General features: G+C 63.4%; 14 protein-coding genes. 3 read left to right on the top strand and 11 right to left on the bottom strand.

All coding sequences use genetic code 11. From position 1 onward, the window contains the following. Positions 1–506 precede the first annotated feature (506 nt). The 6 genes from C1A35_RS30925 to C1A35_RS30900 form a co-directional block, all read right to left on the bottom strand. Positions 507–1,499 carry an ABC transporter substrate-binding protein gene (locus tag C1A35_RS30925; RefSeq protein ID WP_104668054.1) on the bottom strand — a complete coding sequence of 331 codons (993 nt, stop codon included), beginning with the start codon at positions 1,497–1,499 and terminating at the stop codon, positions 507–509. A gap of 99 nt (positions 1,500–1,598) precedes the next feature. Next, positions 1,599–2,468 (bottom strand): ABC transporter permease, encoded by an 870-nt coding sequence (locus tag C1A35_RS30920; RefSeq protein WP_104668053.1) that lies wholly within the window; start codon positions 2,466–2,468, stop codon positions 1,599–1,601. Continuing rightward, a complete protein-coding gene (locus C1A35_RS30915; RefSeq protein WP_104668052.1) occupies positions 2,465–3,349 on the bottom strand; it encodes an ABC transporter permease in 885 nt (294 codons plus the stop codon). The genes C1A35_RS30920 and C1A35_RS30915 overlap by 4 nt, the downstream gene beginning before the upstream one ends. 2 nt (positions 3,350–3,351) lie before the next feature. Beyond that, positions 3,352–3,687 carry a hypothetical protein gene (locus C1A35_RS30910; protein WP_104668051.1) on the bottom strand — a complete coding sequence of 112 codons (336 nt, stop codon included), beginning with the start codon at positions 3,685–3,687 and terminating at the stop codon, positions 3,352–3,354. Beyond that, the gene (locus tag C1A35_RS30905; protein ID WP_104668050.1) at positions 3,684–4,148 is read right to left on the bottom strand and encodes a GNAT family N-acetyltransferase; all 465 of its coding nucleotides are present in this window, start codon (positions 4,146–4,148) and stop codon (positions 3,684–3,686) included. The genes C1A35_RS30910 and C1A35_RS30905 overlap by 4 nt, the downstream gene beginning before the upstream one ends. Further along, the gene (locus C1A35_RS30900) at positions 4,138–4,929 is read right to left on the bottom strand and encodes an ABC transporter ATP-binding protein (protein WP_104668083.1); all 792 of its coding nucleotides are present in this window, start codon (positions 4,927–4,929) and stop codon (positions 4,138–4,140) included. The genes C1A35_RS30905 and C1A35_RS30900 overlap by 11 nt, the downstream gene beginning before the upstream one ends. A gap of 121 nt (positions 4,930–5,050) precedes the next feature. On the opposite strand from C1A35_RS30900, the gene C1A35_RS30895 reads away from it, so the two are divergent. Next, positions 5,051–5,464, top strand: coding sequence for a cupin domain-containing protein (locus tag C1A35_RS30895; protein WP_104668049.1), 414 nt, complete (start codon positions 5,051–5,053; stop codon positions 5,462–5,464). 93 nt (positions 5,465–5,557) lie between these two features. Here C1A35_RS30895 and hydA read toward each other — a convergent pair whose 3' ends face one another. Both hydA and C1A35_RS30885 read right to left on the bottom strand, forming a co-directional pair. Continuing rightward, positions 5,558–7,012 carry a dihydropyrimidinase gene (gene hydA, locus C1A35_RS30890; RefSeq protein ID WP_104668048.1) on the bottom strand — a complete coding sequence of 485 codons (1,455 nt, stop codon included), beginning with the start codon at positions 7,010–7,012 and terminating at the stop codon, positions 5,558–5,560. Positions 7,013–7,094: 82 nt separating this feature from the next. Beyond that, entirely contained in the window at positions 7,095–8,345 is a 1,251-nt protein-coding gene (locus C1A35_RS30885) for a Zn-dependent hydrolase (RefSeq protein ID WP_104668047.1), read from the bottom strand. 279 nt (positions 8,346–8,624) lie between these two features. Between C1A35_RS30885 and rutR the strand changes: the two genes are divergently transcribed. Then, a complete protein-coding gene (rutR, locus tag C1A35_RS30880) occupies positions 8,625–9,278 on the top strand; it encodes an HTH-type transcriptional regulator RutR (RefSeq protein WP_104668046.1) in 654 nt (217 codons plus the stop codon). 12 nt (positions 9,279–9,290) lie between these two features. Here the strand turns inward: rutR and C1A35_RS30875 are convergent, their stop codons facing one another. From C1A35_RS30875 to C1A35_RS30865, 3 genes are all read right to left on the bottom strand, one after another. Beyond that, entirely contained in the window at positions 9,291–10,220 is a 930-nt protein-coding gene (locus C1A35_RS30875) for a DMT family transporter (protein ID WP_234823067.1), read from the bottom strand. A gap of 151 nt (positions 10,221–10,371) precedes the next feature. Continuing rightward, a complete protein-coding gene (locus tag C1A35_RS30870; protein WP_104668045.1) occupies positions 10,372–12,048 on the bottom strand; it encodes an adenylate/guanylate cyclase domain-containing protein in 1,677 nt (558 codons plus the stop codon). A 221-nt stretch (positions 12,049–12,269) separates the two neighbouring features. Further along, positions 12,270–13,169 (bottom strand): LysR family transcriptional regulator, encoded by a 900-nt coding sequence (locus tag C1A35_RS30865; protein WP_104668044.1) that lies wholly within the window; start codon positions 13,167–13,169, stop codon positions 12,270–12,272. 106 nt (positions 13,170–13,275) lie between these two features. Here C1A35_RS30865 and C1A35_RS30860 point away from each other — a divergent pair, with 106 nt between their 5' ends. After that, a complete protein-coding gene (locus tag C1A35_RS30860; RefSeq protein WP_104668043.1) occupies positions 13,276–14,298 on the top strand; it encodes a zinc-dependent alcohol dehydrogenase family protein in 1,023 nt (340 codons plus the stop codon). Positions 14,299–14,368 lie beyond the last annotated feature (70 nt).

Raw genomic sequence — 14,368 nt, 5'->3', positions numbered from 1 at the left:
GGAAACAACATCGAGCGGATCACCGCTCAACGCAGGATCCACGGGCAATCAGGCGATTTTATCGCGCCGACATCGCGCCCCGGCGACTGCACGGGGACAGAAGACTGCGCTTCTCCTCATTTCGCGCTCCGCGTGCACGGTATCAGACCGTAGACGCGGGCGGAACTGGGACCGGTTACCGCAGGCAATGCACTGGGAAAAAGAAGTCCTCCGCCATGCCTGCCTCCAACAAACATCGTCGCCTATGTAATCTCGGCCTTGGACGCTTACAAGAGTGCACGAAGTGATGGTGCCTCAATATTCAGTTCGTTCTGTGGTTATGGTTGCGATCTTGACACGATCTTGACAATGGCAAGCAAAGGTAGCGCCGTTGTTCGCCGGATTACCACCCCCACGCCCGGTACCCGGCGGCAGCTTGGCGGATGCGAACGACCGCTAAGAGAACGGAAGAGGGCCGCACGAACTGAGCCGTGCGACCCTCTTTTTTGCTTTGTGCGACGCGGGGCCTACTTCAGGGCGGCGTCAGTGATCTCATGCGTGAAGGCGCCGGACGGTTCCTTGGAAATCACGGGATCGGACCCCCCCGAAAGCAGCGACTGCACGGTGCGCTTGTAGTCCGCTTCGTCAAGCGAACCATTGGAACCGGCAGTGAGCTTTGCCACTTCGCCCATCATGCGTTTCTGGTGCTTCTCCGTCTGTGCGCCGGTGGAGTCGTTTTCAAGCACGATGTCGGCTGCTTCGTCCGGATTGGCCTCGGCGTATTTCCACCCCTTCATCGAGGCGCGCACGAACTTGACCATCTTCTCCTTGAAGGCGGCGTCCTTGAGCTTGTCTTCAAGCACGTAGAGGCCGTCTTCCAGCGTTGCCACGCCCTGGTCCTCGTACTTGAAGGTCACCAGGTCGTCCGGCTTGATGCCGGCGTCGATCACCTGCCAGTACTCGTTGTAGGTCATGGTGGAGATGCAGGAGGCCTGCTTCTGGATCAACGGGTCGACGTTGAAGCCCTGCTTCAGGACCGTGACGCCATTCGGGCCGCCATCGGTGGGGATCTTCAGGTGCGACATCCAGGAGAGGAACGGATACTCGTTGCCGAAGAACCAGACGCCGAGGGTCTGGCCCTTGAACTTGTCGGGGCTGGTAACACCGGTTTCCTTCAGGCAGGTCAGCATCATGCCGGATTTCTTGAAGGGCTGGGCGATGTTGACCAGCGCCACGCCCTTTTCGCGGGTGGCAAGTGCTGACGGCATCCAGTCGACGATGACGTCGGCGCCGCCACCGGCGATCACCTGCGCCGGCGCGATGTCCGGACCGCCGGGCTTGATGTCGACGTCGAGGCCTTCCTCTTCGTAGAAGCCCTTGTCCTTGGCGACGTAGTAGCCGGCAAACTGCGCCTGGGTCACCCACTTTAGCTGCAGCGTCACCTTTTCGGCAGCTTCAGCCTGGAACGCTGCGAGCGAAAAGACGCCTGCGGCGAGAAGCGATGCAAGTCTTTTGTTCATGTCAGTTCCCTCTTGTTTTTAATTCATTTTCTTTCAACTGCGCAATTTCGGACGGAAAACCGTTTTACACTTTTCCTGGAATTGCTCAGGCCGTATGCGTCAGGCGCGCCCTCCGCGGATGGAAGGATGCCAGAAGGTGACGGCGCGCTCGATGAGCGCGACCACCCCGTAGAAGGCGGAACCGGCGACCGCCGCGACGGCGATCTCGGCCCAGACCATGTCGACATTCATGCGTCCCACTTCCGTGGAAATCCGGAACCCCATGCCGACGATGGGGGTCCCGAAGAACTCGGCGACGATGGCGCCGATCAGCGCCAGCGTCGAATTGATCTTGAGCGCGGTGAAGATGAACGGCCACGCGGCCGGCAGGCGTAACTTGACCAGCGTCTGCCACCAGGAGGAGGCATAGGTACGCATCAGGTCGCGTTCCATGTGGCTGGCGGCGGCAAGGCCGGCAACCGTGTTCACCAGCATCGGGAAGAAGGTCATGATGACGACGACGGCGACCTTCGACTGCCAGTCGAAGCCGAACCACATGACCATGATCGGGGCGACCCCGATGACGGGAAGGGCTGAGACGAAATTGCCGAGTGGCAGGAGGCCTTTCTGCAGGAAGGGCGAACGGTCGATCAGGATCGCAACGGCGAAGCCGAGGCCGCAGCCGAGCGCATAGCCGATCAACACCGCTTTCAGGAAGGTCTGGCGGAAATCGGCGCCGAGCGTCGGCAGCGAGTTGATCAGCTTTTGCCAGATCATCGAGGGTGCCGGCAGCAGCACGGAGGGGACCTGGAAGCCGCGGACGATGCCTTCCCAGAGAACCAGGATCGTGATGCCGAAGATCACCGGTACGGCGAAGCGGGCTGCGCTGTTTGCTGCTGCGCTCTGGAAGTTCTGGCGCACCAGCCATTCGTTGAAGGCCCAGGCGGCGAGCCAGAAGATGATCGCGGCGGCAAGGACGGGAAGGTTCATGGCTTGGCTCCCATGCGCTTGAGGACGGCGGTGTGAGCGAAGCCGACGATCATGACGAGAACTGCGGCAAGAGCCGCCGCCATGAACAGCGCCGCCCAGATCTGCACCGTCTGGCCGTAGTAGGAGCCGGCGAGCAGCCGGGCGCCAAGGCCGGCGACCGCCCCGGTCGGCAGTTCGCCGACGATGGCGCCAACCAGCGAGATGGCGACGGCAACCTTAAGCGAGGTGAAGAGGTAGGGCATCGACGACGGCCAGCGCAGCTTCCAGAAGGTCTGGGCCGAGGAGGCATTGTAGGTGTGCATCAGGTCGAGCTGGATCGTCTCCGGGCTGCGCAGGCCCTTCACCATGCCGACGACGACGGGGAAGAAGGAGAGATAGGTCGAGATCAGCGCCTTCGGCAAGAGACCGGAGATGCCGACGGCGTTCAAGACGACGATGATCATCGGCGCGACGGCGAGGATCGGGATCGTCTGGCTCGCGATCACCCAGGGCATCAGCGAGCGGTCCATGGCGCGGTTGTGCACGATGCCGACCGCCAGGAGGATGCCAAGGGCGGCGCCGATGCCGAAGCCGAGCAGGGTTGCCGAGAGCGTGATCCAGGCGTGGTAGACGAGGCTGCGCTTGGAGGTGATCGCCTTGTTGAAGGTCGTGTCCCAGATCTCGGCGATCACCTGGTGCGGCGCCGGCAAGACCGGCCGTTCCTGCGCCATGGTGTTGCGCACGATCTCGGAGAAGCTGATCTCGGTGCCGGCGCGGCCTGCAGTATCGCGCTCGAAGGGCGCATTAAGGAAGACGACCGCGACATACCAGATGGCGATCAACAACAGGACGATGGTGCCGACCGGCAGCAATTTGTCCCTGAGAAAGCTTGGTTCCTGCATCGTCACGCCTTTCCACTTGCGGGGAACAACATCAGGCCCATGGCGACGATGCCGAGAAGCACACCGGCGGCCTGTGTCAGGCTCATCCGTTCGCCAAAGACCGCAAAGGCGATGACGTTGACGAGCACGAGCTGCACGATCGCCGAAAGCGAGATCGCGAGCCCCAGGCCGCCCTCGCGCATCAGCTTGACCATGATGATGTTGCCGATCACGTAGAGCCCGAGCGCAAGCAAGAGCATGCCGAGATGATTGTTGGACACATAGGCGCGCGAGGCGGTGGCTCCGCCGAGGAAGATGGTCGTCGCGAGCAGCATCCAGAGGGCATAGGCGAGGTTCATGCCTGCACCTCCCCGGCCTGCCATTGGTAGAGGAGATCCGGCAGCTGCTCTTCGTTGTCACCGTCGGTGCGTCGCACCACCTGAAAACCCTGGCTCTCGTAGAAACCTTGGGCGGCGCGATTGTTCTCGAATGTCCACAGGTTGAGTTCTTGCGGAGACAAATTCTTGGCGACCTCCAGAAGCCGCGTACCGATGCCGACGCCGCGATGAGGCGTATCGACATAGAGTGCCGTGACATAACGGTCGTCGGACAGGGCAAGAAAGCCGGCGACTTCGCTTCCATGTTCCGCCACGATCACATGGCGTTCGGCAAAGACGGTTTCCTCGTAGTAGCGCTCGACATCGGCATGGTCGTGCACGCGCGGCATCCACGGTGTCGCGTCAATCCAGCGGTTGAGAATGCCGGCGCAGGCAACCATGTCGGCCCGCTCGGCAGGGCGGATCACGGCGCTATTCGTCATAGCTGTGCCCCGCACGAAGGCCCTCGCGGACGCGGTGGGCGATTTCCAGGAACTCCGGCGTTTCGCGAATGCCGAGTGGCCGTTCGCGCGGCAACGGCGACTCGATGACATCGGTCACCCGCCCGGGACGCGGGCTCATCACCACGATCTTGGTGGAGAGATAGACCGCCTCGGGGATCGAATGGGTGACGAAACAGATTGTCTTGTTGGTGCGGGCCCAGAGTTTCAGGAGTTGTTCGTTCAGATGGTCGCGGACAATCTCGTCGAGCGCGCCGAAGGGCTCATCCATCAAAAGCAGGTCTGCATCAAACGCCAGCGCGCGGGCGATCGAGGCGCGCTGCTGCATGCCGCCCGAAAGCTGCCAAGGATATTTTTTGCCGAAGCCCTTGAGATTGACGAGGTCCAGCGTCCGCTCGATGCGCGCTTTCTTCTCTTCCTTTGAATAGCCCATGATCTCGAGCGGCAGGGCGATGTTGTTCTCGATCGTGCGCCAGGGATAGAGCGCTGCCGCCTGGAAGACATAGCCGTAGGCGCGCTCTCTGCGCGCATCTTCCGGCGTCATGCCGTTGACGCTGATCGTACCGGAGGTCGCCTTTTCGAGGTCGGCGATCACCCGGAGAAAGGTCGTCTTGCCGCAGCCGGACGGGCCGATGAAAGAAACGAAATCGCCCTTGGCGACATCAAGATTGACGCCGGTCAGCGCATGAACCGGCCCATCGGCGGTTTCGAAGGTCAGGCAGAGGTCCCGGGCCGAAACCACGGATGCGGTATTGGACGTCATCGGCAAATACTCATTGTGGCTGGTCTGTGTCAGACTGCTATCCGGACCGGCAACATGCAATCGCGGATTTGGGTGCGCAGCCGTTTGTTGCTGGTTTTTCAGGGAATTCTGGAGAACGTTCATGTCTCGATCATCCAATCCGGGCTGTCGCGTGGTTCGTCCCGCGGGCATGATGGCCGGCCAGCAGGGGCTCAACTATTTCGAGGGCATTGCGGCCGAGACCGTCGGGGCGACCGGGCTCTGCATGCATATCGTCACGATCCCGCCCGGCGCGCGTGCCAAGGCACACCTGCACGAGAGCCACGAGACGGCGATCTACGTGCTTTCGGGCGAGGCCTGGACCTGGTTCGGCGAGAAACTGGAGGACCATGTCGTCGCGCGCGCCGGCGACATGGTCTATATCCCGGCCGGCGTGCCGCATCTGCCGGAAAACCGGTCGGACGCGCCCTGTTCGGCCGTCATCGCGCGCACGGATCCGAAGCAGCTGGAAAGCGTCGTGCTCTTGCCCGAGCTCGATGCGCTCGTGCCCGGCTGACGGCTCCCAGGCTGAAGCGCCCCGCCAAGGTGGCGGGACATGTCCGGTGGGACAGAGCGGCGCGAAGACGTGCAAGCCGCGATACATGAGGCCTCAGACGCCGGTGGCCGGGATGCCGGTGCGCTGGACGGCGCGGGGCGCGGTGACTTCCTTCCAGGTGGAAAGGGCGGAGCTGACGGCCGGGAAGGGATCGCGGCGCACGAACTCGCCGTGGCCCTCGCGGGTCTTGATCGTGCCGTCCTCGATCGCAACGACACCGCGGGTGAGCGTGTAGCGCGGCAGACCCTTGACCTCCTTGCCCTCAAAGACGTTGTAGTCGATCGCCGATTGCTGGCTCTTGGCCGAGATCGTCTTTGAGCGCTTGGGATCCCAGACCACGAGATCGGCATCGGCGCCGACGAGGATCGCGCCCTTCTTCGGGTAGATGTTGAGGATCTTGGCGATGTTGGTCGAGGTCACCGCCACGAACTCGTTCATGGTGATGCGGCCGGTGTTGACGCCGTGGGTCCAGAGCATCGGCATGCGGTCTTCGAGACCGCCGGTGCCGTTCGGGATCTTGGTGAAATCGCCGACGCCGAAGCGCTTCTGCTCGGAGGTAAACGCGCAGTGGTCAGTCGCCACCACCTGCAGCGAGCCCGAGGCGAGGCCCGCCCACAGCGAGTCCTGGTGCAGCTTGTTGCGGAAGGGCGGCGACATCACGCGGCGCGCCGCATGGTCCCAGTCCTTGTTGAAATATTCGGTCTCATCCAGCGTCAGGTGCTGGATCAGCGGCTCGCCGAAGACGCGTATGCCCTTGGAACGGGCGCGGCGGATCGCTTCGTGCGCCTGCTCGCAGGAGGTGTGCACGATATAGACCGGGCAGCCGGCCATGTCGGCGATCATGATCGCGCGGTTGGTCGCCTCGCCCTCGACCTCGGCCGGCCGTGAATAGGCGTGCGCTTCCGGGCCGTTGTTGCCCTCGGCGAGCAGCTTCGCCTGAAGTTGCGCGACGACGTCGCCGTTTTCGGCGTGCACCAGCGGCAGCGCGCCGAGGGCGGCGCAGCGCTGGAAGGACGAGAACATCTCGTCGTCGTCGACCATCAGCGCGCCCTTATAGGCCATGAAGTGCTTGAAGGTGTTGATGCCCTTGTCCTTGACGATGGTCTCCATCTCGTTGAAGACCTGCTCGCTCCACCAGGTGATCGCCATGTGGAAGGAATAGTCGCAATTGGCGCGGGTGGACTTGTTGTCCCACATGGTCAGCGCTTCGAGCAGCGACTGGTTGGGCGAGGGCAGCGCAAAGTCGACCACCATGGTCGTGCCGCCGGCGAGCGCTGCGCGCGTGCCGCTTTCGAAATCGTCCGACGAGTAGGTGCCCATGAAGGGCATTTCGAGATGGGTGTGCGGGTCGATGCCGCCGGGCATGATGTAACAGCCGCTCGCGTCCAGCGTCTCAGTTCCGGAGAGATCAGGACCGATCTCGACGATCTTGCCGCCCTCGATCTTCACGTCCGCCTTGTAGGTCAGGTCGGCCGTGACGATGGTTCCACCCTTGATGACAGTGCTCATGGTTCTTGATCCTCGCGATTGCGCTTCCGGCAGCCGCTTGGCCGCCACGAAAAAGGGCGGAACTTTCGTCCCGCCCATAAACTCATTCGACGATTTCGGCCGTTTCGACGACGGCGTGGAAAAGGACGTCGGCGCCGGCGCCTGCCCACTCCCTGGAGATGTCCTCCGCCTCGTTGTGGCTGAGGCCACCGACGCAGGGGCACATGATCATCGTGGTCGGCGCCACCTTGGCGGCCCAGCAGGCGTCATGACCGGCGCCCGAGATGAGGTTCATGTGGCTGTAGCCGAGATGCTCGGCGGCGTTGCGCACCGCGCTGACGAGCTTCGGATCGAATGTGACCGGCTCGAAGTGGCCGATCGCCTCGATGGAACAGCCGACGCCAAGCGCGTCGGTGATCTTCGGTGCCTCGGCCTCTATCTTTGCCCGCATGCGGTCGAGCTTGGCCTTGTCGGGCGAGCGGATGTCGACGGTGAAGACCACCTTGCCCGGCAGCACGTTGCGCGAATTGGGCGAGAAGAACACCTGGCCGACACCGCCGACGGCGCCCGGCTGGTTCTCCATCGCCACCCCTTGCACCATTTCGAGGATACGGGCCATGGCAAGGCCGGCATTGACGCGCATGTTCATCGGCGTCGAGCCCGTATGGGCTTCGCGGCCGGTCAGGGTGAACTCCAGCCACCACAGGCCCTGACAGTGGGTGACGACGCCGATGTCCTTGCCCTCGGCCTCGAGGATCGGGCCCTGTTCGATGTGGTATTCGAAATAGGCGTGCATCTTGCGGGCGCCGACCTCTTCGTCGCCGACCCAGCCGATGCGCTTCAGTTCGTCGCCGAAGGTCTTGCCTTCCGGGTCCTTGCGGCCATAGGCGAAGTCCTGGCTGTGAACGCCGGCGAAGACGCCCGACGCAAGCATCGCCGGCGCGAAGCGCGCGCCTTCCTCGTTGGTCCAGTTGGTGACGACAACAGGGTGCTTGGTCTTGATGCCGAGGTCGTTCATCGAGCGCACGACTTCGAGGCCCGAGAGGACACCGAGCACGCCATCATACTTGCCGCCGGTCGGCTGCGTGTCGAGATGCGAGCCGACATACACGGGAAGCGCGTCCGGATCGGTACCGGGCCGTGTGAAGAACATGTTGCCCATGGTGTCGACGCCCATGGTGAGGCCGGCGGCATCGCACCAGGACTGGAAAAGCCGGCGCCCTTCGGCGTCCTCGTCGGTCAGGGTCTGGCGGTTGTTGCCGCCGGCGACACCAGGGCCGATCTTGGCCATTTCCATAAGTGAATCCCACAGGCGGTCGGTATTGACGCGCATGTTCTCGCCAGGTGCAGCCACGGCGGTCTCCTCATTTTTTCAGAGCTTTACCGATCGCGGCGAGCCCTTATGTTCCCTTGGTCAAATCCAGGCTTGGTTTTTTCTTGTGCCCTTCGATCAGCCGTTGCCTTTGGCGGTGAACTGGCTGATAATTTGACCGGTTGGTAAACATTACAACTTCCGTTGCGGCACTCAAGCCGGAAAAACAAAAAAACGAAGTTGTTGCCCAAGAAGATGGCGAGACCGGAAATTGGGCAGGTGCCTGCGCGACGAGGCGCGCAGGCAGCGCCAGGGGGACAGATGGTATTACCGAGAGCGGCCAGGACCCAGAGGCGGACACGCATACAGGGGGAGAAGGAAGAGCGCATTCTCGAGGCGGCGCTCGAAGTCTTTTCCGCCAACGGTTTCCGTGGCTCGACCGTCGACCAGATCGCCGAAGTGGCGGGCATGTCGAAGCCGAACCTGCTCTACTACTTCCGCACCAAGGAGGCGATGCACCGGGCGCTGATCGACCGGGTGCTCGACACCTGGCTCGATCCCTTGCGCGAATTCAACGCCGAGGGAAACCCGGTTGCCGAGATCCGCAGCTATATCCGGCGCAAGCTCGAAATGGCACGCGACTATCCGCGTGAAAGCCGGCTCTTCGCCAACGAGGTGCTGCAGGGCGCGCCGCATATCGAAGACGAGCTCAAGGGACCGTTGAAGGCGCTGGTCGACGAGAAGGCGGAGGTGATCCGCGCCTGGGCCAAGGCCGGCAAGATCGCCAAGTGCGACCCCTATCACCTGATCTTTGCGATCTGGTCGACCACCCAGCATTATGCCGACTTCGACGTGCAGGTGCGCGCCGTGCTCGGGCAGGGCAATGCCGGCGAGGGACGCTTCGAGGACGCGGCGCGCTTCCTTGAGCGGCTCTTCGTCGACGGGCTGCAGGTGAGCGAGCAGCCGACCGTCTAAAACCCTCCGCTTTCAATCCGGCAGGAGCGCCATCAACAGCAGGCCGCAGGCCGTGGTCAGTGCGCCGGCAAGGACGGGCAGGCTGGTCCAGCCGTGGCCGAGCAGACCTTCGAGCACAATGATGAAGCTTGGGGTCAGATAGCCATAGCCGAGCACCTTCGATGCCGGCAGCCGCATCGAGGCGTATTGCAGCAGCAGGAAGGTGATCGCTGTCGTGACGACGGCGAGATAGAGGACGGCGATCCAGACGACCGCGGGAAGGGCGGCAAAATCGGCGGTGACGAGGCCGACGCCGCCCGGCACCAGCAGCCAGGGCACGGTGAAGACCGCAACCCAGAAGCCGAAGGCGAAGGGGCTTTCCTCGCGGCCGAACTTGCGGATCAGCGGCACGTAGACCGCATGGCAGACGACGCCGACGAAGAAGATCAATTCGCCCTGGCCGATATCGAAGGCAAGGATCGCCTGGATGTTGGCGCGGAAGATCACCCAGACGGCGCCGAGGGCTGCGATGACGAGACCGGCGAGCACGCCCGGCCGCGTGTGCTGGCCGAGCAGCAGATAGGCGAAACCGGCACTCAAGAGCGGCATCAAGGTGAACACAGCGCCTGTTGAAACCGGATTGGTGAACTCCAGCGCCTTGAACATCGTCAGCATGTAGACGGCGATCAACCCGCCGAGGATCACGAAGCGCCACGCTTGCTTGGGGAAATGAAATGGCACGCGGGCATAGCCGAAGGTCATGAGGCCGAGGACGACGACGGTCAAAAGATAACGCCAGAGCGTCAGCGGCCCGGCACCCATATGCTGGGTGGCAAGGCCGCCGAAGGAGAACGAGCCGGCGATCAGGACGGCGAAGGTCATCATCGCCAGATGCGCCTTCAGCTTCTCGGCGCCCTTGGCATGAACCTGGTGCGCGGTTTTCGGGGAGACGTCCTGTTTCATGCGGGCTTCCGGATTGGATCGGCGGCGAGGGCGGGAAGGATCTCTACTACTAGATCATTTCAGCGCTTCATTGAAACCGTGAAAAGATCCAATGCCTTGAAGGTATGCACCTTCGGGCGTGAAAACTGATTCACGCTTTCAAGGGGTTGCACTATGCGTTCGACGGGGCCGGTTGCAAGGCCGCGTAGATGCGTGCGGCGTCCTCGACGATCCAGGTTTCAAGCGTCGCCTGCCGCCCCCTGAGGCTGATGTCCAGCCGCTCGTGCCCTTCGATCACCAGGCCCGCGCGGTTGACGAGCTCGGCCGAGGCGGCGAGCTGCACGTCGTGCTCCTTGGCGAGGCCCTCCAGGCGGCTCGCCGTGTTGATGGTATCGCCGACGGCCGTCAGCGATGTCGCCTGGCCGTAGCCGATCTCACCGATGATCGCCGGGCCCGCGTGGAGGCCCATGGCGATGCGCAGCGGCTCGTCGAGTTCGCCACGGAAGGTCTGGTTCAGCGTCTCGATTCCCTTGGATATCCTGACGGCGGCCGCGAGCGACTGCTGGCAGGCCTCCGTGTAGGTGCTCTTCAGACCGAAGATCGCAAGCGCGCCGTCGCCGATGAACTTGTCGATGACGCCGCCGGAATCCTCGACCGCTTCGCCCACCATCTCGAAGTAGCGGTTGAGCAGGAACACGGTGTCGAAAGGCAGCTTGTGTTCGGCAATGCTGGTGAAACCGCGCAGGTCGCAGAAGAGCACGGCGATACGCCGTTCACGGCCTTCGCCGCCCTCGCGCCCGATCTGCTTCTTGATGCCGAGGCTGTCGCTGTCGAGGATCGGCACGACGGTGACGTTGTGAACGGGGCGGAACTGGCAGGCGAGGCGGACATTGTCGGGGGCGCCGATCCGCGTGAGGGTGGCAAGCTCGGCATCTTCGGGTGGGGGCTGGTCTTCCTGGCCCTGGATGATGCGCACCCGGCAGGTCGAGCATCGGCCGCGACCGCCGCAGACAGAGACATGCGGGATCCCGGCGGCGCGGCTTGCTTCCAGCACGCTGAAGCCGAGATTGACGGTTGCCACCCGGCCATCGGGATAGCGCACGCGAATGCGTCCGCCCTTCGGCATCGCCCGCAGCAGGAACGTGCCGGCGATCAGGCCGGCGAAGCCGAAATAGAGGCCGAGCCGAATATCCTCGAGAAGGGTGAGATCGGCCGCCGGCTTGCTGTAGGCCCTGTCGCCATAGCCGCCATGTTCGGCGTAGCCGTCTTCGATCGAGCGGGCGCCGCTGACGAAGCCGAGCAGAGCGAAGATCGGTACGAGGATCGCGACCGTGTAAAGCAGGATTTCATAGCGCGGGAACCAGGCGCGGCCGCGCATCCAGAACCAGGCGCCGAGGCAGCCGTGACCCCAGACAAGCAGCAGGGCGAGCGATTGTCTCGTGGCATTGATGGAATTCGACCAGAGCATGCGCAGCATGTCCGGATAATCCGCATCGATCCCCGTGAGGAGTGGCTCGACCCGGGCGGCCGTCACGTGGCCGATCAGCAGGAAGGGCAGGCTGAGGCCGAAGATGATCTTCAGCGCCTCGCGCGCCGGCATCCGGAGCGTCTGCCGGTGGTAGATGCTTTCGAGCGCCATGGCGAAATGCAGCAGCAGAGCGCCGTAGAGCAACACGGTGCCGGGCAGGCTATGCCAGATGAGATTGAAGCTCTTGCGGGCGGATTCCATCGCGTCGATGGAGATCAGGCCAAGCGAATGGTTGAGGAAATGCGCCAGGACGAACGTGCCGAGGATCGCCCCGGAAACGAGGTGGATCCGCTTGCGTCGGTTGGCCGAAATGATCGTCAAGCAAAAGGTCCAGCTCTGCCGGAGCGTCGCCCGGCTGCAGTGTCAAACCGTTGGAGGTTGCGCCGCGATCCTGATCGAACGCGCGACGCACCGCCGTATGAGTTCTTCCTTATTATCCAGATCGCGCGAGCCGACAACTTACCATTCTTACACAATCTGTTTCGTTTTCGTGTCCTGTTCGTTATCGGCGCAAAGCGTTATTGAGCGCGGTTCGGCTGCCCTTACTCCATCATCGGCGGCAGGCGGGCTGCAAGCGTATCGATGAGCAGGCGCAGCTTCGACGGCATGTACTGGGTTTTCGGCCAGACGACATAGGTGCCATAGGACAGTGCCGGCACATCGGCGAGGATCCGCACCAGCGCGCCCGAGGCGATGCGGTCGCCAACGAGCCAGCGTGGCAGCCAGGCGATGCCAAAGCCGTCTGCCGCTGCTTCGGCGATCGACGTCAGGTCGTCGAGCCTGAGCCGCGCCGGCGGCGTAACGGTCCGCACCTGAGCGGCCTTTGCCGGAAAGGACCAGGCGAGCGGCTGGCCGCTGCGGCGGTAGAGGATCGCCTGATGCGACATCAGGTCGTCGATCGTTTCCGGCGTGCCGTTTGCCTGGAGATAGGCGGGCGAGGCGCAGACGATCATGGGCTGGTCGGCGATCTTGCGCGTCATCAGGTCCGGCTCGCTGCGCAGCGGGCCGGTGCGGATGGCAAGATCGAAGCCGTCCTCGACCAGATCGACGTTGCGATCGCTGAAGTTGAGGTCGAATTCCAGCCGTGGGTGCAGCCGCAGCAGTTCCGACAGCAGCGGCATGATGCATTGGCGGCCGAAATGGACCGGCATCGACAGGCGCAGTCGCCCTTCTATCTCCTGCTTGCCGGATTCCAGCAGGGCTTCGCCGGCGCGGATTTCGGCCAGCGCCCGCTGGCAGTTTTCGTAGAAAAGCTGACCCTCGTCGGTCAGGCTCTGGGTGCGGGTGGTGCGATGGAAGAGGCGAACGCCCAGCCGCCGCTCCAGCTTGGCAACGGTCTTGCCGACCGCGGAGCGGGACAGGTTGAGCCTTTCGGCGGCCGCCGAAAAGCCGCCGGCGTCGGCCGCCTCCACGAACACCGAGACGCCATTGAGGTCGCTCATGTTTGTATCCTTCATGGAACCAATATGGCGAAATCTTATCGCAACTGGCGAGATAAATTCAACGCTATGGTCTCCTCATCAGATCAAACCGATAAAGGAGACGACCATGGCAAGGCTGATGAAGGAATGGACGATCGATGCGTTCGGCGCATCGAACCTGAAGGTCACCGAGCGACGCGTTCCTGAGGCCGGTCCGGGCGAGGTGCTGGTGCGCACGACCGCCCTGTCGCTCAATTTCCGCGACAAGCTGGTTCTGGAGAACGGCATGGGCATGCCGCTCTCCTTCCCCTTCGTGCCGGGCTCCGACATGGCAGGCGTGGTCGAGGCGGTCGGCCGGGGCGTGACCCGTTTTCAGCCGGGCGATCGCGTGATTTCCGTCTTCGACCCCACGTGGATCGACGGCCAGAAGCCGGGCACGGCCCGCCACCCGACGTCCTTTGCGCTCGGCGGCCTCAACCCGGGTGTCGCTTCGGAATATGTCGCCTTTCCCGAAGGCTGGTTCGTGAAGGCACCTCAGAGCCTTGATGACGGCGAGGCGAGCACCTTGCCCTGCGCCGGGGTGACGGCCTGGTTTGCGCTGGTGGAGAAGGGGCGGCTGAGGGCCGGCGACCGTGTCGTCGTGCAGGGCACGGGTGGCGTATCGCTGTTCGGCCTGCAGATCGCCAAGGCGCATGGTGCCGAGGTTATCGTCACGTCGGCCAGCCAGGAAAAGCTCGACCGCGCCCTCGCGCTCGGCGGCAACCACGGCATCGATCGCGTGAAGGAGGACTGGGCCGAGCGTGTTCTCGAGATTACCGGCGATCACGGCGCCGACCACATTCTGGAACTCGCCGGTGGCGCCAATCTCGGCAAATCGCTGCAGGCGGTGGCGGTGCAGGGGCGTATCTCCGTCATCGGCGTGCTCGAAGGCGGTGCGATCTCCGCCCCGGCGCCGTTCGTGCTGTTGAAGTCGCCGGTCATTCAGGGCATCGGCGTCGGCCATCGCCGGGCGCTGGAAGACCTGGCCGGTGCCATCGACCGGACCGGGATCAAGCCGGTCATCGACGCCCGCTACCGGTTCTCAGAATTGCCGGAAGCGCTCGCGCATCTCGACCGCGGCCCGTTCGGCAAGGTGGTCGTCGAGTTCTGAGTTGAACGACGAAGCCGCCGGCTGGAGGTCCGGCGGCTTCGTTCGATGCGTTGCGGGCGAACCCGCTCGG

It is taken from the genome of Ensifer adhaerens, from assembly GCF_002940685.1.
Lineage (GTDB): Bacteria > Pseudomonadota > Alphaproteobacteria > Rhizobiales > Rhizobiaceae > Ensifer > Ensifer adhaerens_E.
Note: the sequence above shows the minus strand (reverse complement) of the source record. Positions and strands in the feature narration are given on the sequence as shown.

What these genes read in the sequence shown, in the direction of transcription:
- C1A35_RS30925 (WP_104668054.1), bottom strand. Translation starts at nt 1,499, where the DNA reads ATGAACAAAAGACTTGCATCGCTTCTCGCCGCAGGCGTCTTTTCGCTC.
- C1A35_RS30920 (WP_104668053.1), bottom strand. Translation starts at nt 2,468, where the DNA reads ATGAACCTTCCCGTCCTTGCCGCCGCGATCATCTTCTGGCTCGCCGCC.
- C1A35_RS30915 (WP_104668052.1), bottom strand. Translation starts at nt 3,349, where the DNA reads ATGCAGGAACCAAGCTTTCTCAGGGACAAATTGCTGCCGGTCGGCACC.
- C1A35_RS30910 (WP_104668051.1), bottom strand. Translation starts at nt 3,687, where the DNA reads ATGAACCTCGCCTATGCCCTCTGGATGCTGCTCGCGACGACCATCTTC.
- C1A35_RS30905 (WP_104668050.1), bottom strand. Translation starts at nt 4,148, where the DNA reads ATGACGAATAGCGCCGTGATCCGCCCTGCCGAGCGGGCCGACATGGTT.
- C1A35_RS30900 (WP_104668083.1), bottom strand. Translation starts at nt 4,929, where the DNA reads ATGACGTCCAATACCGCATCCGTGGTTTCGGCCCGGGACCTCTGCCTG.
- C1A35_RS30895 (WP_104668049.1), top strand. Translation starts at nt 5,051, where the DNA reads ATGTCTCGATCATCCAATCCGGGCTGTCGCGTGGTTCGTCCCGCGGGC.
- hydA (WP_104668048.1), bottom strand. Translation starts at nt 7,012, where the DNA reads ATGAGCACTGTCATCAAGGGTGGAACCATCGTCACGGCCGACCTGACC.
- rutR (WP_104668046.1), top strand. Translation starts at nt 8,625, where the DNA reads ATGGTATTACCGAGAGCGGCCAGGACCCAGAGGCGGACACGCATACAG.
- C1A35_RS30875 (WP_234823067.1), bottom strand. Translation starts at nt 10,220, where the DNA reads ATGAAACAGGACGTCTCCCCGAAAACCGCGCACCAGGTTCATGCCAAG.
- C1A35_RS30865 (WP_104668044.1), bottom strand. Translation starts at nt 13,169, where the DNA reads ATGAGCGACCTCAATGGCGTCTCGGTGTTCGTGGAGGCGGCCGACGCC.
- C1A35_RS30860 (WP_104668043.1), top strand. Translation starts at nt 13,276, where the DNA reads ATGGCAAGGCTGATGAAGGAATGGACGATCGATGCGTTCGGCGCATCG.